The following is a 24,134-nucleotide window of genomic DNA, read 5'->3' on the forward strand; positions in this document are numbered from 1 at the left end:
TGGCGAGCTTCATCGTCTCGCGCGATCCTCCGCACCGCATCCCCAAAACAAAAAGGCCGGGCTTTCGCCCGGCCTTTCGTTTCTTCCAGCGCTAGCTTCGCTTTTCGCGCCGCTACGCTTCCTTTTTCTTCTTCGCGAACGTGCCCTTGATGTTGTCGAACAGTTCGATCTTGGCGCCGTTCTTTTTCATGATGTAGGCCTGCTGCGCCACCGACAGCGTGTTGTTCCAGGCCCAGTAGATCACGAGGCCGGCCGGGAAGCTCGCCAGCATGAAGGTGAAGATCAGCGGCATCCAGTTGAAGATCATCGCCTGCGTCGGGTCCGGTGGCGTCGGGTTCAGCTTCATCTGCACCCACATCGTGATGCCCATGATGATCGCCCAGATGCCGAGATGCAGGAACGGCCCCAGCACCGGAATATGCGTCGGGTCGTAAGGGATCAGCCCGAACAGCGTGAACAGGTTGGTCGGGTCCGGCGCCGAGAGGTCCTTGATCCAGCCGAAGAACGGCGCGTGCCGCATTTCGATGGTGACGAACAGCACCTTGTACAGCGAGAAGAACACCGGGATCTGGATGAGGATCGGCAGACAGCCGGCCAGCGGGTTGATCTTCTCTTTCTTGTACAGCTCCATCAGCTCTTGCTGCTGCTTGGCCTTGTCGTCCTTGTAGCGCTCGCGCAGCTGCGTCATCTGCGGCTGCACCGCTTTCATCTTCGCCATCGAGGCATAGGACTTCGAGGCCAGCGGGAAGAAGATGCCCTTGATCAGCAGCGTCACGATGAGAATGGCGACGCCGAAATTGCCGACGAGGTGGAACAGCCAGTCGATGACGAGGAACAGCGGCTTGGTGATGAAGTAGAACCAGCCCCAGTCGATGAGGCGGTCGAAGCGGTCGAGCTTGAGGCTTTCCTCATAGGCATTGACGACGCGCACTTCCTTGGCGCCGGCGAACAGGCGGGCCTGCGCCGTGCCGGTGGCGCCGGGCGCGATGGTCTGCGCGTCCAGCACGTAGTCGGACTGATAGGTCTTGATGTTGCCCAGCATGCCGCCGGAGAAGCGCGCCTTCAGAAGGTTCGTGCTCGGGTCAGGCACCAGCGCCGCGGCGAAGTACTTGTCGGTGAAGCCGAGCCAGCCTTTGGTGCCGGCGTAGGAAAATTCCTTCTTCTCCTCGAGATCCTTGTAGCTCTTCTCGATGAGGCCATTGTCGCCGAGCACGCCGACCGGGCCTTCGTGCAGGATGTAGAAGCCGGCGGTGTGCGGCGTGTTGTGGCGCGAGATCAGCGCATAGGGGAAGAGGGTGACCGGCTTGTCGGTCTTGTTGATCACTTCGTCCTTGGCGGTGAACAGATACTTGTTGTCGACCGAGAAGGTGCGGCGGAATTCGAGGCCGGCGCCGTTGTCGTAAGTGAGCGTGACCGGCGTGCCGACGTCGAGCTTGCCGGAGCCGGCCTGCGTCCACACCGTGTTGCCGTCCGGCACCTTGATGTCGGGCGTCGAGGGGCTCCAGCCGAATTCGGCGTAGAACGGCTCGGGCGCGCCCGACGGCGACAGCAGGATGACCGGCGGCGATTTCGGGTCGACGGTCTCGCGGAATTTCAGCAGCGCCAGGTCGTCGATGCGGCCGCCCTTGAGCGAGATCGAGCCCTGGAGGTCGGCGGTGGCGATGGCGACGCGCGGGTTGGCGGCAATCGCGGCGGCGCGGTTGGCGGCGATGGTGGCCGGGGCCGCCGGCTGCGCGCCGGGCACCGGCGGGGCGCCGGGGGTGGTGGGGGCGGCGGCGCCAGGCGCCGGGGTGACGCCCGGTTGCGCGGGCGCCGGGGCGGGCTGGCTCTGCTGCTGGGCCTGCAAGGCGGCCTTCTGCTTCTCGGCCTGCGGCACGGCATAGAAATACTGCCACGCAATCAGCACCAGGGCCGACAGCACGATGGCGATGATGGTGTTCTTGTTATCGGTCATCCGGATTCCGTCTCAGGCTTTTGTGCCGCTGTTGTCTCGCGCGCCCCGCGATTCTCGCGTTCCGTCTTGTCGTGTGCCGTCTTGTCGTAGGCCGTCATGGGCACGCCGCAGGGCTCGTTCGAAGTCCTGCGTCATGCGATCGAAGGGCTGGCTGAGGGCCGCTTGCCGTCCGACTAGCACATAATCGTAGCCGCCGTGCATGCGGCCCTCGCCGAAAAGCCGGACTATTTCGCGCAGGCGGCGGCGCACCCGGTTGCGCTCGACGGCATTGCCGACCTTGCGGGATACGGTGAAGCCGACCCGGGCCGGGCCGGGCGCGGCGGGCGCTTGGTCAGTGCCGGGTTTGGGGTGTGCGCCGGGCTTTGGGTCCGCGTCCGGGGTGCGCTTACGGAACTGCAGCACAAAACCGGCGGCCGGAACCCGGGTCCCGGTCGCCGTTTTCAGAAAGTCCGCCCGTTGCTTCAATCTTTCCATTCAAAGCAGCGTTGCGGCGATAAAAACCGCTGTTTTAGGCGCTGAGCCGCTTGCGTCCGCGGGCGCGGCGCGCCTGGACCACCTTGCGTCCGCCGGTGGTTGCCATGCGCGCGCGGAAACCGTGACGGCGCTTGCGCACAAGCTTGCTCGGTTGGTAGGTCCGCTTCACGATCAAATCTCCGCTGATGGCGCCGTGGGGACGGGGCCAAAACCCCGAAATCCGCCACTTCCCGGGTCATTCGATGGCCGGGTCCCGGTTCATCCTGACCCGGTCCCGGTGCAATTCATGACCGAGGGGCATATGTTGGGCCGGCTTATAAGGGACCCATCCCCCCCCGTCAATCCGAGCGATGGACGTCCAGTCGGGGTTTTTCGGTGGTCTGGAGAGTAGGATGTGGGGGCGGTATCGACTGGCCCATAGATTTGCCACCCTCAGTCGCCAAGGTGACCAATAGCAAGCCGAAAAGAGGAATAGCCGGCCGCGGCGGGTGTTTGATCTCCTCGTGGCAGCTTCCGCCCGCTAGAGTGATTGCCGTGACCGAGATGCAAGTGACTACCGGCTCTGAACGGTCGGCTGAAGAGGCAGACAAGTCCGCGCGGTGGTGGAAGCGGCTTCGCGTTGGGCTGTCCGGCAAGCTGCTGATGCTCACCATCGTCTTTGTGCTGGTAGCCGAAGTCCTCATCTACGTGCCGCTCATCGCCAACTTCCGGATCAACTGGCTCAATGACCGGCTGGCGGCGGCGCACACGGCGGCGCTTGTGCTCGATGCGGCGCCGAGCGGCATGGTGCCGGAAACTCTGGCCAAGCAGATCCTGGATTCGATCGGCGCCCGCGCAGTGGCAGCCAAGATGGGCAACCAGAGGCGGCTGCTTGCCTCTGCCGATCTGCCGTCGTCGGTTACTGTCGATATCGACATGCGCAACGTGACGTGGTGGCGATCGATCAAGGAGGCTTTCGATGTCCTCCTGTTCTGCCGTGCCAGCGACGTTATGCGCGTCATCGGGCCAGCGCCAATGGCCAAAGGCCAATTCATCGAAATCGTTCTCGATGAGGCACCACTCTACAAGGCGATGCTGAGCTTCTCGGCCACTATCCTCGTCGTGTCGTTGGCGATTTCGGCGTTTACCGCAATGCTGGTGTTCCTGGCACTGCATTATCTTCTGGTGCGGCCGATGGGCCGGCTCACCGCCAATATGGTGGCCTTCCGCGCGGATCCCGAAAACCCGACACGCATCATCCGCCGCTCCCGCCGCAATGACGAGATCGGCACCGCCGAGGAAGAACTGGCGGAGATGCAAACCGAACTCGCCTCGATGCTGCATCAGAAGAGCCGGCTGGCTTCGCTCGGGCTCGCGGTCGCCAAGATCAACCACGACCTGCGCAATCTACTGGCCTCGGCGCAATTGTTTTCCGATCAACTTACCAGTCTGCCCGATCCGAAGGTGCAGCGCTTCGCGCCGAAATTGATGCAAGCGTTGCAGCGTGCGATCGCGCTGTGCCAATCGACACTTTCTTACGGCCGCGCCCAGGAGGCAGCGCCTGACCGGCGAACGATTGCCGTCGAACCGCTGTTGGAAGATGTGCGCGAAGCGCTCGGCCTCACCATTGAAGTGCCGATCCGCTGGATCGTCTCGGTCGAGCGCGGCCTGACCATGGACGTCGATGCCGATCAGATGTTTCGTGTTGTCGTCAATCTGGCGCGTAACGCTGTGCAGGCGCTCGAAGCCCACGGCGCCCGCGATCCGGCGCGCGACCAGATCCGCATCACCGGCCGCCGCGAGGGCGGCGTCGTCGCCATCGAGATTTCAGACACCGGACCTGGCATCCCGGAGAAGGCCCGCAAGAATCTCTATCAGGCCTTCCAGGGCTCGACCCGGCCTGGCGGTTCCGGGCTCGGGCTCGCCATCGCGGCCGAACTTGTGCGGGCCCATGGCGGCGACATCATGCTTGTCGAAGGGACCATGGGGGCGACCTTCCGCGTTACCATCCCGGATGGGGACGTCGAGATGCCGAACCGCCGGGCCGCCCGCGCCTGAACCGAATTTTCCCCATGGCGCTCGGCTTGCGGGGGGGCTCACCATGGTTAACGCGGCGATGCTGGTCTAATGAATCCGCCTGGAAAATGAGGCCTTAGCCTGAACGGCAGTGCCGCGCGCGAGCCGGGGGCAATTGTCGCCGCGACACTTGCCAAGGGGAGGCCAAGGCGATAGCTAGAGCCCGCCGCCGCATGGCTTCGGCCCCGACGGCATCAGCGCCCGTAGCTCAGCTGGATAGAGCACCAGACTACGAATCTGGGGGTCAGAGGTTCGAATCCTTTCGGGCGCGCCAACGTTTTCAATGACTTAGCTGAATTCTTCAGTTCGGCAAATTCCAAAAAGCTACCAAGTAGCTACTACGCGCGCGCGCGTAAGGCATCGGGCTGTCTCACGGCAGCCAGCCGACTGCCGCTCAAATTGGCGTCGGCGTTCGTGCCGCCAATTTCCCTGCGCAATCCGCCCAATCCCAGAGAACCGACGAAGCCGCGCCAAGCAACGGGCGCTGCCCTGAAACACGCGTGCAGCCCGTGCACGCTTTGCACGCCGAAAGCAGAGGGAAGATATGAGGAAGAGACCGATCCCGCGCCCGATACGGAAAGTAGCGCGCATCAGAGACAAAAGTACTGGATCGTATCTTGAGACAATCGAGTTTCCAGTCTCCTCGGAGGAAATGGCGACAATCGAACTTCCGCCCAGCGTCATCGCAGACCCGAGCACCTTCGAACGGCGATTGCGTGATGCGGGTGCAATTCTACCGAAACGCGACTTGCGTGAGCATCTCAGGGCTATTGGGGCACGCAAAGCGCCTAAGGATTTGGCCTATGAGGCACAGACGGGCTGGAGCGAGGATAGAAGAACATTCGTGTTTCCGGAGGGAGCCATCGGTCAATCGGCGTCGAGAGTTCTGGGCGTCAACACTGGATCAACTGCGGCGAACGGTAAACTGACCAAAGCCGGGACGTGGCAAAGCTGGCGTTCTTCAATCGGCCAAGCGGTTCGCTCATCGTCGATTCTTATGTGCGGAGCGTGTGCTGCATTCGCGGCACCTCTACTGTCAGTGGGCGGGCTTCAATCCTTTACGATCTGTTTGGTCGGCCCAAGTCGGTCGGGAAAGAGCGTAACGTCATTGGTCGCAGGTTCTGTGATTGGCATCGGGCGAGCGTCAGATTTCATAACCTGGAACATCACAGACGCTCACCTTGAGCAGCGACTTCCCAGCTTCAACGATTCCGTTTGTCCGATTGACGACTTGATGGCGCTACGCGACCAGCGAGATCGGGACCGCTATCTGAGGATCCAAGGTATTGCATACAAGCTCGCCCAGGGTTGGGCCACGGGCCGTTACGGCAGCGTCGGAGTTGGGCGAGGCGGGGGTGAAACGAGCTGGCGCACCATTGTACTCACATCGAATGAGGTATCGATCCGCGACTTGGCCGAAAATGCAGGAATGGAGCGTCAACGAGGTGAGGCCATCCGTCTGATCGATCTGCCAGCCCTACACGAGGGATTGGATCATATCTTTGACCGGCTTCCGAAGTCCCTGTCACCACATGAACTGATCGATTGGCGACGCGAAAAGTTTCGAGCAATCTCGCGGTCCGCAGCTGAAAATCACGGTGCAGCTTTCCACCGGTACGTACGATTTCTTGTGGCTCGGCGTTCTAGATTGAGCTCTGAGGTGCCGCGAGCAATCGAAAAATTCTGTCGCAAAGTTCGCGACAGTAAAGACACGGACTTGTCGCGTGATCTGGCTAAGCGTTTCGGGCTTCTCTATGCTGGTGGCGTGCTCGCGAAGCGAGGTGCTTTGTTGCCCTGGGGTGAAGAAGAAACGTTCGCCGCGATAAAGACCTGCTACTTGCGTGCGCGAGCGTTTCTTCCCGATGATGGAGAAACCCTGCGGGATGGTCTTTCACTTCTTGCAAAGCAGCTGGCCGCACTCCCGCTGAGTGAGAACGGTGTCTTAAGGCGAGGGTTGGACTACGAAGCGGTGCCAGGAGTGCGTATACCGGAGGGTCGTCATCTTATAAAGCGCAACGCATTTGATGCGATCTTCAAGTCCCGGCATCAGTTGCGACTGGTTGAAGAATGGCTTTTAGTGACCAGGCGGATGACGAAAGCGGCTCCGAAAGCAAAGCAAAGCCGCGATGTTGCGAAAGAGCAGTTCATTTGGCCTGATGGGCAACGCAGGCGATCTTTGGAGCTGAGCTAATTACTTTCTTTCGGAACTATCTCCGCCTCAGATTGCATTCGGATGCAGCGCCAGTCGAAGCTAGTTGAGGAATGACTGTCGGGTAGTCGGGCCGCAAACGCTCAGGTTCGAGCGTGAAGCGGGAATTGCGGCAAGTTGAACCATCTGGCTGCAAGATCCATCCCTATCCCTCATTTCAGGTGGTTATGGCAGGTATCTGGCCTTTGCCCGGTATCGGGCCAATAATGGCCAACGGGGGGACATCCAATGACAGAAGAGCCGAAGCCGGAGGAAGGGTCGAATTTTGCCGTAGCGATGATGGCAGAAGGCGACGACAAGAAGGAGAAACTGAAAAAGGCGGCGACTGAACTCCGGCAAGAAATGGAGGCCAGCGGCGCGAAAATTCAGGAGCTTGTGCTCGCTCAGCCGCCAACGGAGCTGCTTGGCTATCTCTGGTCAAAGATATTCTTGGGCTTCATGAAGCGCGCCCGAGAGAACGGCGACGATGCGTCGCTCGACTCCGACCTCATCCAAGAATTTCAGTTCGTTCTCGAATATGTCCACGCAGTTTGGAGCGGACATAAGGGTGAGTTTGCCAAAACGAAGCTCGATGAAGCGAAGGTTGCCGAGCTTATGGAGACGTGTGGCAAGCTCAAAACTAAATCGATGTTCTACGCTATGGCTAGCAGTCAGATCGGCGAATTAGACGAGTTCGGCGACGCCACCCCCGATGTCGAATTTCAGGCAAAAAGCACTTGGGTGCTAATACGCGGTCATCGCTATCAAGTCCTTGAGAAGGAATTCTTCAATTTTGCTCTCGCTCCGCATGAAGAGGCTTTGAAGAAGGCTTACGACGTTGGCGCGGCCGAGATTGCGGATGGCATCCAGTCCGTCGCGGACTCAATCCGTACTGGATACACCGACGCGGCAATGAAGCTGCACGGTAAGTTCGACGAGTGCCAAAAGCGGGCTGAAGCTGAAGGCATCTCAATCGAAGAAGCCGCAGCGAAATTCAAATCGGAGGACGCCGACTATACGACAGCCGTTGGCGCTGCGATGAAGGACATGCTTTTTGGCGACATCTGCAATCTCTCGAAACATACGAAGCTGCCAGAGTCCGTATTGGAAGACATGGCTTTTGCCCCGGGAACAGATGAAACGTTCTTCGCTGATGGAGATTACAAGGGCACTCCTTTTCGCACGCTCCCGGCAAGGATTAAACCGCTCGTGAAGTTGGAAGGTGGCTATTACGCCACGGATGGCCAATTCGTGCGGGACACTGCTTACCGGGCAATTCAGAGGGGACTTATCGCGCGGCTACCTGATTACAAAGAGGGCTGGAACAAGAACCAGAAGGCTATGACCGAGACGGCCTTCACTACGATATTGGAGAAGCAGCTTAAAGGCGCGCGCGTCTTTGAAGAGGTTTACTTTAAAGACCCCTCCACAGGCGCTTGGGCCGAAACCGATCTTGTTGGCGCAATTGACGACGTGCTTTTTGTCGCTGAGGCAAAGGCCGGGGTCATGGCCATGCAATCACCTGCAACGAACTTCGCAAGCCACATCAGGACTATTCGTGAACTTGTTCTGAAGGCCTATCGGCAGTGCAAACGCTTCCTCGACTATTTAGCGGGCGGCACCGATATGCCCATCTATCGCCTCAAAGACGGGAACTACGACGAAGTCGCTAAACTGAATCTGCGCGATTTCCGGCTTGTCCTGCCATTGGGGTTGACGGTCGAAGCTTTCACGCCGTTCTCGTCCATGTGTAAGGAGATTCCGGAGATCGTTCCGATTCTGGGCAGGCATCCGTTTGTTTCAATGTCAGTGGACGATCTGCTGGTTCTAAATCGCTTCCTGCCTTCGGCGGGTTCTCTCTTCCACTACTTGGAAGTGAGGCAAGCGATTGCCGGGATTCCGCAAGCGATGATTTTCGATGAGCTAGATCATATCGGCGCTTATATCGTCAGGAATCGCTTCGATCAGGATATTCGCGAACAGCTCAAGGAAGCGGATCGCGTTACGTGGGACAGCTTCAGTCACGTCGTTGATAAGCATTTTCAGCTAGTGGATTGGGAGGCGCAGCCGGTCCCAAGCCAGCAGCTTCCCGGACGGATCGCCGCGATTTTGGAGGTGTTAGACACCGCGCGTCCTAAAGGGTGGCTGCTCATCGATTCGGAGATACGCAATTACTCTGACGAAGGGCGCAATGACGTGAATGGCTTCATCGACACACTCTCGAAAAGCCTTCCGGAATATCCCGTACGTCGAATGTTAATCGGTAACATGCATGGAATCCAGATATGGCTCACTACGAGTATTGGGGAGCCGTCGCCGGATGAAATGCGCTATCAGGCTGAAGTGGCTTGCTTAGCCTTTGGGAAACCCAGCGTGATTACACTGCGCCTTCAATGTTCGCCGGAGGGCAAACCGCTCGTGCCGAGCACCTCCAAATATGCCGCGCCTTCGATCTTAAGGCAGGACTACGCACAGCTTAAGGCGGAAGCGGATCGCCAAATGAGCCGCAACAAAGGAAAGCGTAAGAAGTAGCAGAGGAAAGTGCGATGACCTCAGCCAAGCAACACGAAAAGATGGATGCCAAGGCACGCGCATTCATCGATAAGAAATTCGCTCACGCACCGCTACTTAAGGCGGAAATGACCGAGCTGTGGCAAGAATTCCTCTCATTAAAGTTGCCTAGTACGGACTTTATGGCCGAGTTCATCAACGGGAAGCAGGCCAGCCTTACGCAGCGCACTTGGGAGATGATGTTGGCACGCCATCTTTCCCGGTTGAGATATGTCATCGCGTGTCCAGATGGCGGCCCGGACTTTTCGTTTGAATTGAACGGCACAAAGGTCTGGGTTGAAGCCGTGGCGCCGTTACCCAAGGGCCTATCAGCGGATTGGCTCGATCCAAATTTTCAAGGCGTTCAACATTTCCCGCATGAGGCCATTTTATTGCGTTGGATGACGGCATTTAATGCGAAGTGGAAAAAGCTACTGGGGTATCAGCAAAAAGGTATCGTTCGACCGAACGACGCATACGTGATTGCAATTAATGGACGGATGCTCGGTGCTTTTCCAGAAACGAGCGGCATCACGCGAATGCCCTTTGGCTTGGAAACTACCTTTCCGGTAGGTCCGCTCGCTCACCGTATGAATCCTGAGACGGCTTTGCTTGGTCCTGCCTTCATTTCGGAACGCTACGCAATCCCGAATGCTAACGAAGCGGAGGTGCCAACAACGCCATTTTTGGACTTAGCGTACGAAGGTGTAAGCGCGCTGATAGGGTCGTCTTCTGACCGTACGAATGGAAAGCCACTTGATTTGCATGTCGTTCACAACCCGCTGGCGCGCGTGAGGTTACCGCTTGGCTCACTTGGTGGTCAGGAGAACGAGTGGTTTGCCAGTCCGGTCGCTGATACGGGCGAATTTGACCTTCAACAAGCGGGGCATGCGGGCGAACAACTCTGACGTTAGATCCAGCCGATGACGAACTCTCCAAGGCGCGCATGAAAGCCATCGACGGCCTGACGGCGCGGTTTGGCCGCGAAATCGTCAGCTTCGGTTCCACGGATCGCTCGCGAGCGTGGAAAATGCGGCGTGAAAACCTTTCACCGCTTTACACCACGAGTTGGGAAGAATTGCTAAGGGTTTGACGCTAACGTTTCCATTTATCGCGAAACGTTTCCATAGTCATCGGCATGCTTAGGCCGCCCGCCGTATCTCGCTCAGCCCGGCTGCGCTCTTCTCTCTCCATTCCCAAGGCAAGATAGATGAGAGCCGCGCGCGATAACTTCAGTACACGCAAAGTTCGACGTTCAAAGTCGTCGTAACCAAGCGAATGCGCCATTCTGTCATGGAAAAGATCGCCGGGTTTGTTCCCGGAGCCTATGTCGTGAAGTTTAAGGTAGCTATGCTCTAGTCTATTTCTGAGTGTGTAGAGTTCTTGCGCATCCGGGTCGGCTGTTGAGTTCAGTGTTTCGTCGAATAAATCCTTTGCAAGCCAATACAGGCCGCGCCACGGAAGATTTTTCAGTTGCGTGAATTCATCACGCAAAACTTTTGTATCGCGTTTGAACCAGATTGTTCTGAAATAAACCCGCTTCTCAGGAATTCGCAAATTCATGTAGTCGTTAAGGAAAATGCCGATCTTATCCAGAAGGGAATATGACATTCGGAACGCCATCCTCACGCGTTCTGCGCCAACTCCGTAAACCGGATAATCCAGTGTGTTATAGAGGGTGACGTAGCGGTCGGAGAAATGTGCGTTCTTAGCTTGTGTGCCTTCGAATAGGGTCCAACGCGCCGAAACGTATTCTTGCTTTAGTTGGTTGAAGAATCCGAGCCAAGTCGGCGGCTCGGATAACTTGGTGACAAAAGTTGGCAGGACGAACGTGTCGGCGGCTGCTGCCGGAAACGCCCCTAGGTCGTTCAAAGGATTCAAAAACAGCCCCTCGGAGAGAGCCCACTTCCTATACTTCTGTTCGGCTTTTGACCTTCCTAGGGAGAAGTCCGTCAGATTGTAGGATTGCTCAATGTCGTTGATGTCCCCGAATGAGGCTATCGCATCTTTTGTTTTCTTGAAGGCGTTCTTGGCGTGTTCAGCTCCATAGCCTTCGTAGCTGGCTTCGGAAGAAAGGGCGAATTCGAGGTCGCGATACGCCGCAACGTAAAAAGGCGCCCTGTGATGCGGGTCAAACAAAAGATTTGCGTAGATGTAAAGTCCTGTGCCCCGATTTCCTCTGGCCATCCCGAATGCTGGCTTGACAGCTAAGGCCGCATTCCAGTGAGCAAGAGCTTCAACAAATCGGCCTAGCGTATCGAACTGGTTGCCTAGATTTGTGAGTACTTGAGCTTGCCTTACGCGGTCCCATTTCTCGAAGTGAGGGTGGCGGCGGGCGCTGCGAAGGTGCTGGATTTGATTTAAAGTCTCGGGCTGGTCCCACTGCCATGCCGCGTCAGCGTTCCGATGACGGAGGTTCTGCTTATCGCCCCACGCGTTAGCAGTGTAGTACGACAGTAGAATTTGATCGGATTCACTAAGCTTGCGCTTATCGAGTTCGGATGCCCATGCCAGCGCCTTGTCAGTGCTTTCGGGGTCTTCGTACCGGACTGCCAAATCCACAAGGCACGCGAGGTAATGCAGGGCTTTTCCGTCTTGGAGGCCATCAAGGCTATCCAATGACTTCAACATCTGGAAAGTCCGCAGATATTCTTGCTCATCTGTCATGAGGGTAATTTAGCGCTAATTTGCCGGTGGCCACAGGCCAAAGAGAGGTAAAATTGGTTCAACCGAGTTGTGTTTAGGCGGGGGCGGAGAATTCGCGGACGCCTAGGCTGGTGGAGTGGCGATGATGTTCAAAGAAGAGAGATTACTCGTCGAGCCCGATCCTCGCTTCGAGGGGCAGGCTATGCACATGAATGATCTGCATCGTCTCGTTCGGTCAATCGAATTGAGCGTCAGTGTACCGAAGCAGATTAGGGAGCAGTTCGACACGGCGTGAAACGCCTTTGTGTATTCTTGGTTTGTTTATGAGTTCGCGACGCTGGCCGAGCAGCAGGGTTATGCTGTTCTTGAAATGGGATTGCGCCACCGCCTTGATCCTGAAGCCGCAGCCAATTCCACCAGAAGCCCGGGCCTTCGCAAGTTGATTGATCGAGCGATAATAAAAGGACTTCTTACACGTTCAGATTTCGATAGGTCATCGGGCGGCATGAACGTGAATCTCCTCGATTTTCTGTTGATGTCCCGCAATCACGTTATGCATGGAAATGTACATTTGTTGCCTCAGGCAACACCGGATATGCTGGCGATGTGCGCGGATGTGTTGAATAGAATTTTCGCAACTACGGACACCCCTATCTGAGAGTGCCATGAAGGCAGGTTACATATACGTATTAGTTCATCCATCCGATCCCAACTTATACAAGATCGGGCAGACGGTCCGCGCCCCACAGGAGAGGCTGGCTGAGCATAATGGTGACTACGCAAAGCACGCGGGCCAGATTGTAAAAGAGACTGGCCAGAAGTGGGTTCTAAAAACCTTCATTCCCGTACCTGATACAGATTTTGCTGAGGCCGTATTCTGGCGAGCTACAGGTTTTACAGAAATCCCCGGTCGAGGCGGCGTCGAAATTGAAAGGATGGAATGGAAGCTCGTGGAGGCTTGCTTAAAAGCAGCAGAGGAAGCCGGTGTGAAGCCGCCGCCAAAGCCGCTGCCGGACTATGTCTATGCCAACAACGCATGGATGAAAAAGCGTCTCGAAGGTCGTGGAATTGCTTTATTGGGCAACGTCAAAAGCAAGGCTTCCGGAAGGAACGACTTTCAATGCAGTAACGGGCACGTTTGGCGCACAATCCCGAATAACGTCGCGGAAGGTGAAGGCTGCCCTCAGTGCGGAATAGGCAAAAGAAGCCCGGATGAAATCAGGAAAGCTGCAAATTCCGGCGTTTTGTGTCTGTTGATCCATCCCGACAAGCCGGGCCTCGTGAAAATCGGGCTCACATACAAGACGCTCCAACAGAGTCAGGCAGAGAATGACTGGGGGGACTGGATAGTTCATCGCTACCGAAGTGTTGAGGAACCTACTTTGGCGGAATCGCTAGTCTGGCAAATGCTTAGCCATCCAATGCCTAATGAACGGGAGGCAGTGAAAATTGACCTTCACGCCGTAGAACAGGCGTTCCGCGAATTGCACTACAGGCTGGTACGTGAGATAGCTTTGGCCGAAGTAACGGTCACGTCGTGCGGGATCGGGTGCGCCAGCGCCAAAAGTCCTTAAGCCGAGTTTGCGTGAAGTCTGCGTAGCGGAGCGTGTCTGAGTAGTCCTGTGGCCAAGGCAGCCCTACAAAGGGCGCGTATCAACGAGGCAATGTTGCTGTCGAGTCGGGTCGTCAATCTACATGGTCCAATTTAAGGCCGACGTAAGCGGCGGCATCCGACTTATCTAAGTTAAAGAGCTCATCAAAAAATTGCTGAGGTAGTTGTCTTCCAGGTTTTTTGGAGCCGGGAATCGCTGGCTGGAATCCAAAATTTCTGAGATATACCGTAAGTTTCCTCTGTCGCGTATCGCGATCACTTCCCCACAACGAGTCAAAACGTTGCCGCGCGTTTGCCGTGTCTTTGAAAGTCTGTCGAAGAGCGCTCTGTGCATAAGCTGTCAAATCAAGTGTTTCTACTATACGCTCATCAATGCCGCCGATTACTCTTTGCAAAACAGACACCAATGTCGAAACGTCCTTGATCGTTGGCCCTTTTTTCCTGTCTTCATAGTGTTGCAATGTAAGGGAGATGTCGGTTCCAGAGTGATCTGTCTGAAAAATTCCAGAATATTGCAAAAGAGCTGAGCGGTCAGTTTCGCTGATAACCTCGTCAGACTGATGCACGTGGCGATTCCGCCACGAGACCAGCAGCCGCACTGCGGCAAGGTAATAATCGGGGCTGCCTCGAAAAGACGCCGCGAGCGAGTTGAGCCGGGTTCTAATATGCGCCGGTCGTCTCTTCTCTCCATGTTCGCTATGAATCTTGCTGATCGAGGCGAGGATCTGATTCGGGGCACCATTGCTGATCGCCGTTGTTAATTCGGCCAATTCATCGGCAGGCAAAAACGTGGAAGCAGAAGCAGTAGGCTGCGGTACTCCGAGGAGTAAGTCGCGAAGAAGTTGATCAGAAATTGGGCTGGGGAACAGTGCGATAGTCTCAGTGTATTTGTCGAGACTATCGACTGCGTAAACCAGTAGCGCTTTGGTTGCAAAATGTCGCGCCTCCATAGCGAGGTATTCTGGCTTGTTTCCGGACCATCCCACCGCGAGATCGTCGGGCTTATTCGCAGTGCCCGCTTTAACGGCGGATAGGCCTACAATTATGGTGTTGAAATTTGAAACCGCGTATCCGATCTGCGACTTAAAGTTTCGGAGCGCAACTGTCCGATAGAAAATATCAGTTTTTGTCATGTTGTGCGCCGGACTGGAATCGAACCAGTTTCCCCGTTAGTGAATGACCGGGTTCGTTCGGTCCCGTAAAAAACAGGTGCCCAGCCAATGTGACCACCGACGCAGCTGAAATTTACGTCAAGGGCGTGCGAAAAATCAATCTTTAACATACCCTTTTCGCGCATCGGCCAAATTTCAACGCCAAAAATTCTTGAAGCGGGTTTGAGTCAATTCCGTATAGCGAACCGTATGTTGAATATTCTTGTGTCCCAGGTAACCCTGCAGAGCACGAGTGTCGTGTCCCTTATTTGCTAGAGCAAAACCGCAGGCATGGCGTAGCATGTGCGGGTGCGCTTTGAACGGCAAGCCAGCCACCTCGCCAGCTCTCTCCAGCATTCGAGCAACTCCGGCGGCCGTGAACGGTCCGCCGCGCTCCGTGGTAAACATGAAGGGCGACTTTGGGTCCTGTTCCCTTTGAAGGCGACGAAGCGCCCTGAGTTCGTCGCCGAGAATTGGATGCGTGCTCGGTGTGCCTCTTTTGATTCTTCGAACTGCCAGGGCTGCTGTCGCAAAATCGACCTGCTCCCAGCGGAGATCAGTAAGTTCGGACACGCGGAGTCCGTGCCTGTAGGCGACTAGGATCATCGTGGCATCGCGATGGACATAGCGATTTCCCTTCACGGCAGCCATGAGCATCTCAAGTTCAGTTTCGGTTAGATACTCGCGTGAGCGCACATCGGCGTTCTTCGGGCGACGTGGCGTCTTAACTGTTCGTTTTTCGGCTAACGAAGCTTTCGGGCGCAGCTGCGATTTCGCCATGAAAAGCGGCCTTCTGTTGTTGAAACTGTTCGTATAATAATCAAAAAACGAACAGTTGTACATCGCTTTTCCTGCGCGTAACGTTTCAATCGCCGCTTAGGCTTGGGTGCGGCCTAAACCCACATCATTGTAAACGTCAGCCGTACGGCATCGTCTGGTTATCGGCCGAGCTCAACCAGTATCCAGTCGGCGAATGCGCGAACGGCTCTTCGCTGCTGACTGACTTTGGGGAACGTCAGTTGATGAGCCATATAGCGCACATCCACCGACCGCCCTGCAAGCACTGGCACGAGCTGACCGGAAAGGAGTTCACGTTCGGCCAGCCTTGTTGATTCCAGCGCCACACCCAAACCGCTGGCGGCCATCGCGATGGCGAGAAAGCTTCGATCGAAACGCATGCCGTAAAAGGCCGGCGCATCGATGTCATTAGCTGCAAACCATTGATGCCATTGGACCTGCTTCTGGTCGGAGCGGATAAGAACCTGCTTGAGCAGGTCTTCCGGCTTGTTGATCTTCTTCGCCAGCGCGGGCGAGCAGAGTGGCGTGACTGTCTCTTCGCCAAGCGAAATGACCTCGACACCGTCGACGCGTGGCGGGCCGTAGACGATGTCGAGATCGAAATCGTCGTTTGTGAAGCGGGCGTAGTCGGTACTCGCCGCCAGCCGCACCCCCACGCCGGATTCAGCGTTCAGAAAATTGGCCAGACGGGGCGCTAACCATTGCGCCGCGAAACTCGGTGCGGAATGAACGCGTAGCAATCGGGGGCCGCGGCCAGCGACATCTTCCAGTCCCCGGCGAAGTTCGTCGAACGCGGTACTCGCGTGCCGCATGAGGTTTTCGCCGGCCGGGGTCAGGCGGATGGAGCGCGTCGTGCGTTCGAACAGAACGGTACTCAGCATGACCTCAAGCTTCCGGATGGCGTGGCTCACGGCGCTCGGCGTCAGGTGAAGTTCATTCGCCGCGTCCCGGAACGAACCCGTACGCGCCGCCGCTTCAAATGCACGAATGGCCGACATTGGTACATTGGCTAGCATTTCATAAGTGAACCAGATTCATCAATTCAAGACAACTGCGCGTTTGTCTCGATACCTCCCGCGCCGCACTTTCCGAAAAACCGCCGCAGCGGCGGCAGAAACGGCAAAGGGAGGCTCTCAGTGTTGCTTTCGGGCAAAACCGCAATCATTTCCGGCGGCGCCGGCCCGCGCGGCATAGGCTTTGCGACCGCTAAGACGTTCGCGGCGCAAGGCGCGCGTGTCGCCATTCTTGACCTTGACGAGGCCGGCGCGAAAAACGCTGCCGCGCAACTCGGAAGTCAGCACATCGGCATCGGTTGTGATGTCACGAAAAAGGACGCGTGCGACGCCGCCGTCGCTTCCGTGCTCAAGTCGTTCGGCCAGATCGACGTTCTGGTGAACAACGCCGGCATCACACAGGCGATCAAGGTCTGGGATATCGATGAGAAGAGCTGGGACCGCATCCAAGAAGTCAATCTGAAGGGCGTCCTCTTCCTCTCTCAGGCCGTCATCCCGCATATGCGCAGCCGCAAGTCGGGTTCGATTGCGTGCATTTCCTCCGTTTCGGCGCAGCGCGGCGGCGGCATCCTCGGTGGTGCGCACTATTCGGCCGCGAAGGCCGGGGTTCTCGGTCTGGCGAAGGCGATGGCGCGCGAACTCGGCAATGACGGCGTGCGCGTTAACAGCGTGACGCCTGGACTGATCCAGACCGACATCAACGCCGGAAAAATCTCCGATGAGAAGAAGGTCGAGATCCTTGCAGGCATTCCCTTGAACCGGCTTGGCGTACCGCAGGATGTCGCAAATATTTTCCTGTTTCTCGCATCCGATCTCTCCAGCTACGTCACCGGCGCCGTGATCGACGTTAACGGCGGCATGCTGATCCACTGAGGCTGAACGTGGAAACCCTGTCGAACACACCAGGTCTGGAAGAGCGGGCGTATCGCATCCGGCGCAATGCCGTGCGTATGGGTGAAGTGCAAGGGCAGGGCTACATCGCGCAAGCGCTCGATATCGCCGACGTTCTCGCGGTCGCCTATTTCCATGCAATGCGCTATCGGGCCGACGATCCGACGTGGGAAGAACGCGACCGCTTCCTGCTGTCGAACGGTCACTACGCGATCGCGCTCTACGCGGCCCTGATCGAGGCCGGCGTGATACCGGAAGCGGAACTCGAGCTCTATGGCAGCGACGACAGCCGCCTGCCGATGTCTGGCATGGCCTCGTATACGCCGGGCATGGAAATGTCCGGCGGATCGCTGGGCCTGGGATTGAGCATCGCCGTCGGAATGGCGATGGGCCTGAAGCGCAAAAAGTCGGATTCCCGCGTCTACACCCTGTTCTCCGATGGCGAACTGGGCGAAGGCTCGGTGTGGGAGGCCATGATGTCGGCGGCGCAATACAAGCTCGACAACATGATCGCCATTGTCGATGTCAACAATCAGCAGGCGGACGGGCCGGCCACCGAAGTCACGCATTTCGAGCCGCTGGTCGCCAAGCTCGAAGCGTTCGGATGGTATGTCCAGCGCATCGACGGCAATGACATGGCGGCGGTTACGGCTGCGTTCGACGCCGCCAAGGCGTATCCCGTTCCGCAACCCCGCATCATCGTCGCCGATACATTGATGGGGAAGGGCGTGCCGTTCCTCGAAGATCGCGAGAAGAACCACTTTATTCGCGTCGAAGCCCACGAATGGCAGTTGGCGCTCAAGGCGCTCGACGCCGGGAGGCCGGCATGACGCGAGGCGCCCCTGTGATGAACAAGCCGCGGCTCACAACGTCTGCAATGATCGCGTCGATCGCCGACGCCGATCAGCCGACCAAAGCCGCGCCGTTCGGCAATGCGCTGGTGGAAGTCGCGCGCAAGCGATCCGACATCGTCGGCATGACGGCAGATCTCGGCAAATACACCGACCTGCACATTTTCGGAAAAGCGTTTCCGGATCGCTACTACCAGATGGGCATGGCCGAGCAATTGATGTTCGGCGCCGCTTCCGGTCTGGCGGCCGAAGGCTTTGTGCCTTTCGCCACGACCTATGCGGTGTTCGCTACCCGCCGCGCCTACGACTTTATTCACCAGACGATCGCGGAGGAAAACCGCAACGTAAAGATCGTCTGCGCGCTGCCGGGGCTCACGTCCGGCTACGGGCCCAGCCATCAGGCGACTGAAGATCTCGCCGTGATGCGCGCGATGCCGAACATGACGGTCATCGATCCGTGCGACGCGCTGGAAATCGAACAGGCCGTGCCAGCCATCGCCGAGCATCAGGGGCCGGTTTATATGCGGCTGCTGCGCGGTCAGGTCCCGCTCGTGCTCGACAAGTACGACTACCGTTTCGAGATCGGGAAAGCGAAGCTGCTTTGTGACGGCAGCGACGTGCTGTTCATATCGACGGGCCTGATGACCATGCGGACGCTTGAGGCCGCGCAAAAGCTGGCTGCCGACAAGATCGCGGCGGCGGTGCTGCATGTCTCGACAATCAAGCCGCTGGATGCGGATACGATCCTCGCCCAGGTACGCAAGCCCGGCAGGCTCGTGGTGGTCGTCGAAAATCACACCGTCATTGGCGGCCTTGGCGAAGCGGTGGCCGGCGTCGTTCTGCGCGACGGCATCGCACCAAAATTCAGGCACATCGGGCTGCCCGACGAGTTTCTCGATGCGGGTGCGCTGCCGACGCTGCACGACAGGTACGGAATTTCGACTGACGCTATCACGAAGCAGACAAAGCAATGGCTTGAGTAGACCGACTCGTTGATCTGTGTTGTTCAAAGAAAACAAAGTGGAGGGAAGGAAATGACTGACAATTGGAAGCTGTCTCGTCGTTCGCTGCTGCAAGGCACCGCTATGGGGATTGGACTGGTGGCCGCGCCGTCGATCCTGGGTGCTCAGAGCCCGACAAAGATTTCGTTCGGCCACGGTGCCGCGCCCGGCAATCCGCGCACGATCGCGGCCGAAAAGTTTGCCGAAATCGTAAAGGCAAAGAGCGGCGGTGCTATCGAAGTGACCGTGGCGGGCTCTGCGCAACTCGGCGACGATGTCGCCATGCTGACCAGCCTGCGCACCGGTGTGCTCGGCATCTCCGCCAATAGCCAGGGTCCGGCTTCGGCCGTGGTACCGGAGCTCGCCGCTTTCGGCTTACCGTTCCTGTTTGCCGATGCGAGCAGCGCCATCAAGATCGTCGGCGGCAAGCTCGGCGATCAGCTCAAGCCGAAGTTCGATGCGGTCGGCCTTGTCCCGCTCGGCTTCTGGGATAACGGCATTCGCCACATCACGAATTCAAAGCGGGCCATCAACAGCCCCGAGGATCTGAAGGGTCTGAAGATCCGTACGCCCGCCGACCCGGCCACGATCGACATCTTCCAGGCGCTCGGTGCGGGCACGGCCCAGATCGCATTCTCGGAGCTTTACATCGCTCTGCAGCAGGGCGTCGTCGACGGTCAGGAAAATCCGCTGACCAACATCGCTTCGGCCAAGCTGTTCGAAGTGAACAAGTACATCAGCATGTCTGCCCACAAGTGGGAATCGACGCCTGTTCTCATGTCGAAAGCGGTGTGGAGCCGCCTCGATAAGAAAGGTCAGGACATTGTGATGGCGGCCGCGGCGGAAGCCGGCAGCCTGCAGGTCAAGCTGTCCGAGGACGCCAACGCGAAGCTGGTCAACGACTTCAAGGCGAACGCAAACGTCGCGGTCAACTCGGTAGATCGTGACGCATTCCGCAAGGCGACTGCGTCGGTCTTCGACAAGTGGCAGGAAAAGCCGTTCGGCGCCTTCGTGAAGGACCTGCGCGCGTCTGTTGGGGCCTAAGTAGTGCAAGCAATGCAAGCATCGGATCGGGGGCCGCTACTCGCGGCCCTCGATACCGCCGACAAAATCGTCAGGCTTGCCTGTAAGTGGGCGGTCTTTTCAACAGGCACCGTCCTGCTGGTCGCCATCACAATCGGCGTCATTTCCCGGTACGTCATCACCGTCGGCGGCGTCGATTGGGCGGAAGAACTGCCCAAGCAATTGTTTGCCTGGTTCATCATGTTCGGCGTCGTACTCGCCGTTCAGACCGGCAATCATATTGCAGTCGATCTGGCGCTCCATGCACTGCCGGAGCGCGGCAAGCGCCTCGTCATGGTCCTGACCAGCGCAATTGTTGTCTTCGCCTACGCCTATCTGGCGCTCACCGCCCTTGAAGTCGCAGACATCGCGAAGTTCGAAATCAATCCCGTGCTCGGCACGCCGGGTAGCTTGCCTTACTTCGCGTTGGCGCTCGGCGCGATTCTGACCGCGCTCACGACAATGACCATTGCCATCAGGATCGGGCTCCTGGGCTCCGCGGCTGCTCCCCAAGCTAGGCCGGAGGATAGCGTTCAATGATCACCGTTCTGATTGCTCTCTTCTTCGGTCTTCTGGTGCTCGCGATTCCGGTAGCGCATGTGCTGGTGATCGCGTCTGGCGCCGCGATCCTTTACGGCAACGAATTCCCCGTCCTGCTGGTTGTCCAGCAGATGGTGAACCAGACCCAATCGTTTCCGCTGCTGGCGCTGCCGTTCTTCATCCTGTCGGGCAGCCTGATGATGAGCGGAAGGCTCGGCGAAAACCTGATCGGATTTGCGACTGAGCTGGTGCAACGTTATCGCGGCGGGCTCGGCTCCGTCACCGTTGTCGGGTCGTGTGTGTTCGGCGGCGTTTCCGGCTCGGCGGTCGCCGATGCTACGGCGCTTGGCGGAATGCTCATTCCCTGGCAGCGCCGGCAGGGCTATCCAGCGGCCTACACCGCGGCCAATAACGCCTCCGCCGCGACGATCGCGATTCTGATCCCGCCTTCGATTCCCTTTATTCTCTATTCGCTGGTGTCGAACGTCTCTGTTTCGAGCCTGTTTCTTGCCGGTGTGCTTCCAGGGCTGCTGCTGACCGCCGGATTCATCGCAGTCAACAATATCTCTGCGCGCTTGCGGGGCTTCCCGCTCAACACACAGCCTTTCGACAAGCAACGCTGCCTGCGCCTTTTTGTGGATGCGCTGCCGGCGCTTGCGATGCCCATCCTCATTCTCGTGCTGCTTCGCTTCGGCATTGCGACGCCCACCGAAGTTTCGGTGTTGGCCGTTCTGTACGCGCTGTTCGCCGGCGTCGTCATTTACCGCGACATGACTCTGCCGCGCTTCATCGACGCCATGGTATCGGCGGGCGTGGCGACGGGCGTTGTCATGCTTGTCATTATGGGTTCATCCGTCGTCGGTTGGCTGATGACCTATGCCCAGATGCCGCAGATCTTTGCGCAATGGTGCCTTACGACACTGAAAGAGCCATGGCTTGTTATCGTGGCCATGAACGTCATCATGCTGATCGCCGGCATGTTCATCGATCTTCCGGCCGCGATCCTGCTGCTCGGCCCGATCTTCGTGCCGTTGGCGCAGACGATCGGTCTCGATCTGACGCAGCTTGGCCTCATGATGGTGCTGAATCTGGCCATCGGCCTCTACACGCCGCCGGTCGGCACGACGCTGTTCATATCGTCGTCCATCGCAGGGGTGTCGATCATCAAGACCGCATCGGAACTGTGGCCCTTCTACCTTGTGGCGCTCCTCACGCTGCTGGCCTTCAGCTACATCCCTGCGTTGACGTTATAGGACAGTTGCGTGACCGCTCCCTTCATCGACCTTTCGCGAATGGCGAATGCGATCCGGTTTTTATCGGTCGATGCCATATTGAAGGCGGGCGAGGGGCACCAGGGCGTACCGCTCGGAATGGCGGAGCTCGCCACCGTCCTGTTCGCCGGTCACCTGAAGTTCGACCCGACGAACCCGCTCTGGCCGGATCGAGACCGCTTCGTGCTTTCGAACGGCCACGGTTCGATGCTGCTCTATTCGTTGCTTCATCTGAGCGGATACGAGAAGATTTCGATAGATCAGGTCATGTCTTTTCGTGAGCTCGGCTCGCATTGCGCCGGCCATCCCGAATACGACCCGGCCGCAGGCATCGAAACGACCACCGGACCGCTCGGGCAGGGCATTGCCAACGCGCTGGGAATGGCGATTGCGGAAGCCAATCTTCGCGCCCGCTACGGCAGCGACATTGTCGATCATATGACTTACGCCTTCGTCGGAGACGGCTGTCTCCAGGAAGGCGTCGGTCAGGAGGTCATCTCGCTGGCCGGCCATCTTGGCCTCGGCCATCTGGTGTTCGTCTGGGACGACAATCAGATTACCGACGACGGCTCGACCGAACTGTCGATTTCAGAAAATGTCGCCGAGCGCTTCCGCGTTGCGAACTGGCACGTCGTGGAAATCGACGGTCACGACACGGTTGCGATTTCGAAGGCCTTTGCGGCCGCGAAAGCCGACCCGCGTCCGTCGCTGATCGCGGCGAGGACGACCATCGCCAAAGGCGTTGCGCGGCTTGAAGGACAGCGCGGCGGCCATAGCGGAAAACTGTTTGCTGCCGACCGGGCCGAAATGGCGGGGAAGCTGAAGTGGGAAGCCGAACCGTTCCATATCCCGGCCGATGTCGCGGCAGGCTGGCGAGCCGCCGGAGAGCGATCAAATCCGATCCGGCTGGATTGGGAGAAACGCCTGTCGCAACTCAATGAAGCGCGGGGACCCGAATTCGCGCGGCAGGCCGATGGTCGGTTGCCGGCGGCGTGGCGCAAGACGGTTCTCGATTGCAAGGCGTCATTCGCCGCGGCTGCCGAAGCCGTGCACTCGATACAGGCGTCGAGCGATGTCGCATCCCGTCTCTATGATGTCGTTCCAGATATTGTCGTCGGTTGTGCGGACCTCGAGGCGCCGACCAATCACAAGCGGCAGCTTTCAGCTTTCACCGCGAAGGACAACTCGGGGCGTTATATCCATTGCGGCGTGCGCGAACATGCCATGGGCGCGCTGGCGAACGGTATGGCCGCTCATGGCGGTGTCGTGCCGGTCGCCGTGACCTATCTGCCGTTTTCGGACTATGAGCGCCCCGCCATGCGAATGGCGGCTCTTATGGGGCTGCCGACCAAGTTCGTCTTCAGTCACGACTCAATCGGCATTGGCAAGAACGGGCCGACGCATCAGCCGGTGGAGATCATCGCATCGCTGCGCGCGATGCCGAACATGCTGGTGTTGCGGCCGGCCGATGCCGTTGAATTGGCGGAGTGCTGGGAAATCTTGATGGAGCACACCACGGGCCCGGCTTCGCTCATTTGCGCGCGTCAGCAGTTGCCCACCGTGAGAACAGACGCAGGCGCGGCCAATCAAAGCGCGCGCGGCGCCTATGTGCTCCGCGAGCCGGGTGGCCGCCGTGCCGTGACGCTGCTGGCGACAGGGTCTGAAGTCGCGATTGCAGTGTCGGCGCAGGAACTGCTCCAGCAGCATGGCATCGCTTCGGCGGTTGTGTCGATGCCGAGTTGGGAGCTGTTCGAAGCCCAGGACAAAGATTATCGCGACGCTGTCCTCGGCGACGCTCCGCGCGTTGCCGTCGAGGCCGCGATGAAGTTCGGTTGGGAACGCTGGATTGGTGACCGCGGTGTCTTCGTGGGCATGAAGGGCTTTGGCGCCTCGGGGCCTGCCGAGCAGCTTTATCGCCATTTCGGCATTACTTCTGAAGCGGTCGCGGCCGCTGCCAAGTCGTTGTTGTAGAAGCATGACGGATGCCGAGCCGAGAAGAGATTCGTTTATTAGTCTTCGTGGGCGGCAGGGTCAAAGCGCAATTGGATGATCGCTCGAAAATTGCGTTCATGTAGGA

Annotated in this window: 20 protein-coding genes, 1 tRNA gene and 1 pseudogene; 15 read left to right on the forward strand and 7 right to left on the reverse strand. The window is 58.1% G+C overall.

All coding sequences use genetic code 11. The features are described from left to right. Positions 1 to 112: 112 nt before the first annotated feature. The 3 genes from yidC to rpmH are packed head-to-tail and all read right to left on the reverse strand — an operon-like array spanning position 113 to position 2,597. The gene (gene yidC, locus DXH78_RS07920) at positions 113 to 1,954 is read right to left on the reverse strand and encodes a membrane protein insertase YidC (protein ID WP_115516522.1); all 1,842 of its coding nucleotides are present in this window, start codon (positions 1,952 to 1,954) and stop codon (positions 113 to 115) included. 12 nt (positions 1,955 to 1,966) lie between these two features. Further along, entirely contained in the window at positions 1,967 to 2,428 is a 462-nt protein-coding gene (rnpA, locus tag DXH78_RS07925) for a ribonuclease P protein component (RefSeq protein WP_115516523.1), read from the reverse strand. A gap of 34 nt (positions 2,429 to 2,462) precedes the next feature. Next, positions 2,463 to 2,597 carry a 50S ribosomal protein L34 gene (gene rpmH, locus DXH78_RS07930; RefSeq protein ID WP_115517800.1) on the reverse strand — a complete coding sequence of 45 codons (135 nt, stop codon included), beginning with the start codon at positions 2,595 to 2,597 and terminating at the stop codon, positions 2,463 to 2,465. A 374-nt stretch (positions 2,598 to 2,971) separates the two neighbouring features. Between rpmH and DXH78_RS07935 the strand changes: the two genes are divergently transcribed. The 6 genes and pseudogenes from DXH78_RS07935 to DXH78_RS07960 all read left to right on the forward strand — a co-directional run bounded on the left by DXH78_RS07935 (position 2,972) and on the right by DXH78_RS07960 (position 10,314). Then, a complete protein-coding gene (locus DXH78_RS07935) occupies positions 2,972 to 4,465 on the forward strand; it encodes a sensor histidine kinase (RefSeq protein WP_115517801.1) in 1,494 nt (497 codons plus the stop codon). 215 nt (positions 4,466 to 4,680) lie between these two features. Next, positions 4,681 to 4,757: transfer RNA gene (locus tag DXH78_RS07940), tRNA-Arg, on the forward strand. A gap of 267 nt (positions 4,758 to 5,024) precedes the next feature. Further along, positions 5,025 to 6,674 (forward strand): annotated as a pseudogene (locus tag DXH78_RS07945) (DUF927 domain-containing protein); the annotation flags it as partial. Positions 6,675 to 6,920: 246 nt separating this feature from the next. Then, entirely contained in the window at positions 6,921 to 9,203 is a 2,283-nt protein-coding gene (locus tag DXH78_RS07950; protein WP_115516525.1) for a hypothetical protein, read from the forward strand. A 14-nt stretch (positions 9,204 to 9,217) separates the two neighbouring features. Beyond that, positions 9,218 to 10,129, forward strand: coding sequence for a hypothetical protein (locus tag DXH78_RS07955; RefSeq protein WP_115516526.1), 912 nt, complete (start codon positions 9,218 to 9,220; stop codon positions 10,127 to 10,129). Positions 10,130 to 10,167: 38 nt separating this feature from the next. Then, positions 10,168 to 10,314 (forward strand): DUF4113 domain-containing protein, encoded by a 147-nt coding sequence (locus DXH78_RS07960; protein ID WP_115516527.1) that lies wholly within the window; start codon positions 10,168 to 10,170, stop codon positions 10,312 to 10,314. 2 nt (positions 10,315 to 10,316) lie between these two features. Here the strand turns inward: DXH78_RS07960 and DXH78_RS07965 are convergent, their stop codons facing one another. After that, positions 10,317 to 11,888 (reverse strand): LA2681 family HEPN domain-containing protein, encoded by a 1,572-nt coding sequence (locus tag DXH78_RS07965; RefSeq protein ID WP_115516528.1) that lies wholly within the window; start codon positions 11,886 to 11,888, stop codon positions 10,317 to 10,319. 283 nt (positions 11,889 to 12,171) lie between these two features. Here DXH78_RS07965 and DXH78_RS19595 point away from each other — a divergent pair, with 283 nt between their 5' ends. Continuing rightward, positions 12,172 to 12,525 (forward strand): hypothetical protein, encoded by a 354-nt coding sequence (locus DXH78_RS19595; RefSeq protein ID WP_147292587.1) that lies wholly within the window; start codon positions 12,172 to 12,174, stop codon positions 12,523 to 12,525. A 7-nt stretch (positions 12,526 to 12,532) separates the two neighbouring features. Then, the gene (locus tag DXH78_RS07970; protein ID WP_115516529.1) at positions 12,533 to 13,441 is read left to right on the forward strand and encodes a GIY-YIG nuclease family protein; all 909 of its coding nucleotides are present in this window, start codon (positions 12,533 to 12,535) and stop codon (positions 13,439 to 13,441) included. Between the two features lie 112 nt (positions 13,442 to 13,553). Here the strand turns inward: DXH78_RS07970 and DXH78_RS07975 are convergent, their stop codons facing one another. The 3 genes from DXH78_RS07975 to DXH78_RS07985 form a co-directional block, all read right to left on the reverse strand. After that, a complete protein-coding gene (locus DXH78_RS07975) occupies positions 13,554 to 14,612 on the reverse strand; it encodes a hypothetical protein (protein ID WP_115516530.1) in 1,059 nt (352 codons plus the stop codon). A gap of 174 nt (positions 14,613 to 14,786) precedes the next feature. Beyond that, on the reverse strand, positions 14,787 to 15,473 hold the full coding sequence (locus DXH78_RS07980) for a tyrosine-type recombinase/integrase (RefSeq protein WP_210209523.1): 687 nt from the start codon (positions 15,471 to 15,473) through the stop codon (positions 14,787 to 14,789). Between the two features lie 95 nt (positions 15,474 to 15,568). Next, complete coding sequence (locus tag DXH78_RS07985) at positions 15,569 to 16,444, reverse strand: LysR substrate-binding domain-containing protein (RefSeq protein WP_115516531.1); 876 nt, start codon at positions 16,442 to 16,444, stop codon at positions 15,569 to 15,571. A gap of 120 nt (positions 16,445 to 16,564) precedes the next feature. On the opposite strand from DXH78_RS07985, the gene DXH78_RS07990 reads away from it, so the two are divergent. The 7 genes from DXH78_RS07990 to tkt are packed head-to-tail and all read left to right on the forward strand — an operon-like array spanning position 16,565 to position 24,028. Continuing rightward, positions 16,565 to 17,314: an SDR family NAD(P)-dependent oxidoreductase gene (locus DXH78_RS07990; protein ID WP_115516532.1), complete on the forward strand. Its 750-nt coding sequence runs from the start codon at positions 16,565 to 16,567 to the stop codon at positions 17,312 to 17,314. An 8-nt stretch (positions 17,315 to 17,322) separates the two neighbouring features. Then, the gene (locus DXH78_RS07995) at positions 17,323 to 18,162 is read left to right on the forward strand and encodes a transketolase (protein WP_430727472.1); all 840 of its coding nucleotides are present in this window, start codon (positions 17,323 to 17,325) and stop codon (positions 18,160 to 18,162) included. Beyond that, complete coding sequence (locus tag DXH78_RS08000) at positions 18,159 to 19,166, forward strand: transketolase family protein (protein ID WP_210209524.1); 1,008 nt, start codon at positions 18,159 to 18,161, stop codon at positions 19,164 to 19,166. Before DXH78_RS07995 ends, DXH78_RS08000 begins: the two co-directional genes overlap by 4 nt. 51 nt (positions 19,167 to 19,217) lie before the next feature. Then, the gene (locus DXH78_RS08005; protein ID WP_115516535.1) at positions 19,218 to 20,228 is read left to right on the forward strand and encodes a TRAP transporter substrate-binding protein; all 1,011 of its coding nucleotides are present in this window, start codon (positions 19,218 to 19,220) and stop codon (positions 20,226 to 20,228) included. A gap of 12 nt (positions 20,229 to 20,240) precedes the next feature. Next, positions 20,241 to 20,786: a TRAP transporter small permease gene (locus DXH78_RS08010; protein ID WP_115516536.1), complete on the forward strand. Its 546-nt coding sequence runs from the start codon at positions 20,241 to 20,243 to the stop codon at positions 20,784 to 20,786. Continuing rightward, on the forward strand, positions 20,783 to 22,039 hold the full coding sequence (locus tag DXH78_RS08015; RefSeq protein ID WP_115516537.1) for a TRAP transporter large permease: 1,257 nt from the start codon (positions 20,783 to 20,785) through the stop codon (positions 22,037 to 22,039). The genes DXH78_RS08010 and DXH78_RS08015 overlap by 4 nt, the downstream gene beginning before the upstream one ends. A gap of 39 nt (positions 22,040 to 22,078) precedes the next feature. Continuing rightward, entirely contained in the window at positions 22,079 to 24,028 is a 1,950-nt protein-coding gene (gene tkt, locus DXH78_RS08020; protein WP_115516538.1) for a transketolase, read from the forward strand. The last annotated feature ends 106 nt before the right edge of the window (positions 24,029 to 24,134 follow it).

This window comes from Undibacter mobilis, from assembly GCF_003367195.1.
Taxonomy (GTDB): Bacteria; Pseudomonadota; Alphaproteobacteria; order Rhizobiales; family Xanthobacteraceae; genus Pseudolabrys; species Pseudolabrys mobilis.

Excerpts from the sequence above, each read along its gene's own strand:
- DXH78_RS07965 (WP_115516528.1), bottom strand. The coding sequence starts at position 11,888 with ATGACAGATGAGCAAGAATATCTGCGGACTTTCCAGATGTTGAAGTCA.
- DXH78_RS07960 (WP_115516527.1), top strand. The coding sequence starts at position 10,168 with ATGAAAGCCATCGACGGCCTGACGGCGCGGTTTGGCCGCGAAATCGTC.
- DXH78_RS08015 (WP_115516537.1), top strand. The coding sequence starts at position 20,783 with ATGATCACCGTTCTGATTGCTCTCTTCTTCGGTCTTCTGGTGCTCGCG.
- DXH78_RS07980 (WP_210209523.1), bottom strand. The coding sequence starts at position 15,473 with ATGTACAACTGTTCGTTTTTTGATTATTATACGAACAGTTTCAACAAC.
- DXH78_RS08000 (WP_210209524.1), top strand. The coding sequence starts at position 18,159 with ATGACGCGAGGCGCCCCTGTGATGAACAAGCCGCGGCTCACAACGTCT.
- DXH78_RS07950 (WP_115516525.1), top strand. The coding sequence starts at position 6,921 with ATGACAGAAGAGCCGAAGCCGGAGGAAGGGTCGAATTTTGCCGTAGCG.
- DXH78_RS07955 (WP_115516526.1), top strand. The coding sequence starts at position 9,218 with ATGACCTCAGCCAAGCAACACGAAAAGATGGATGCCAAGGCACGCGCA.
- yidC (WP_115516522.1), bottom strand. The coding sequence starts at position 1,954 with ATGACCGATAACAAGAACACCATCATCGCCATCGTGCTGTCGGCCCTG.
- DXH78_RS07975 (WP_115516530.1), bottom strand. The coding sequence starts at position 14,612 with ATGACAAAAACTGATATTTTCTATCGGACAGTTGCGCTCCGAAACTTT.
- DXH78_RS08005 (WP_115516535.1), top strand. The coding sequence starts at position 19,218 with ATGACTGACAATTGGAAGCTGTCTCGTCGTTCGCTGCTGCAAGGCACC.
- DXH78_RS08010 (WP_115516536.1), top strand. The coding sequence starts at position 20,241 with ATGCAAGCATCGGATCGGGGGCCGCTACTCGCGGCCCTCGATACCGCC.
- DXH78_RS07935 (WP_115517801.1), top strand. The coding sequence starts at position 2,972 with ATGCAAGTGACTACCGGCTCTGAACGGTCGGCTGAAGAGGCAGACAAG.
- tkt (WP_115516538.1), top strand. The coding sequence starts at position 22,079 with ATGGCGAATGCGATCCGGTTTTTATCGGTCGATGCCATATTGAAGGCG.
- rnpA (WP_115516523.1), bottom strand. The coding sequence starts at position 2,428 with ATGGAAAGATTGAAGCAACGGGCGGACTTTCTGAAAACGGCGACCGGG.
- DXH78_RS07985 (WP_115516531.1), bottom strand. The coding sequence starts at position 16,444 with ATGCTAGCCAATGTACCAATGTCGGCCATTCGTGCATTTGAAGCGGCG.
- DXH78_RS07970 (WP_115516529.1), top strand. The coding sequence starts at position 12,533 with ATGAAGGCAGGTTACATATACGTATTAGTTCATCCATCCGATCCCAAC.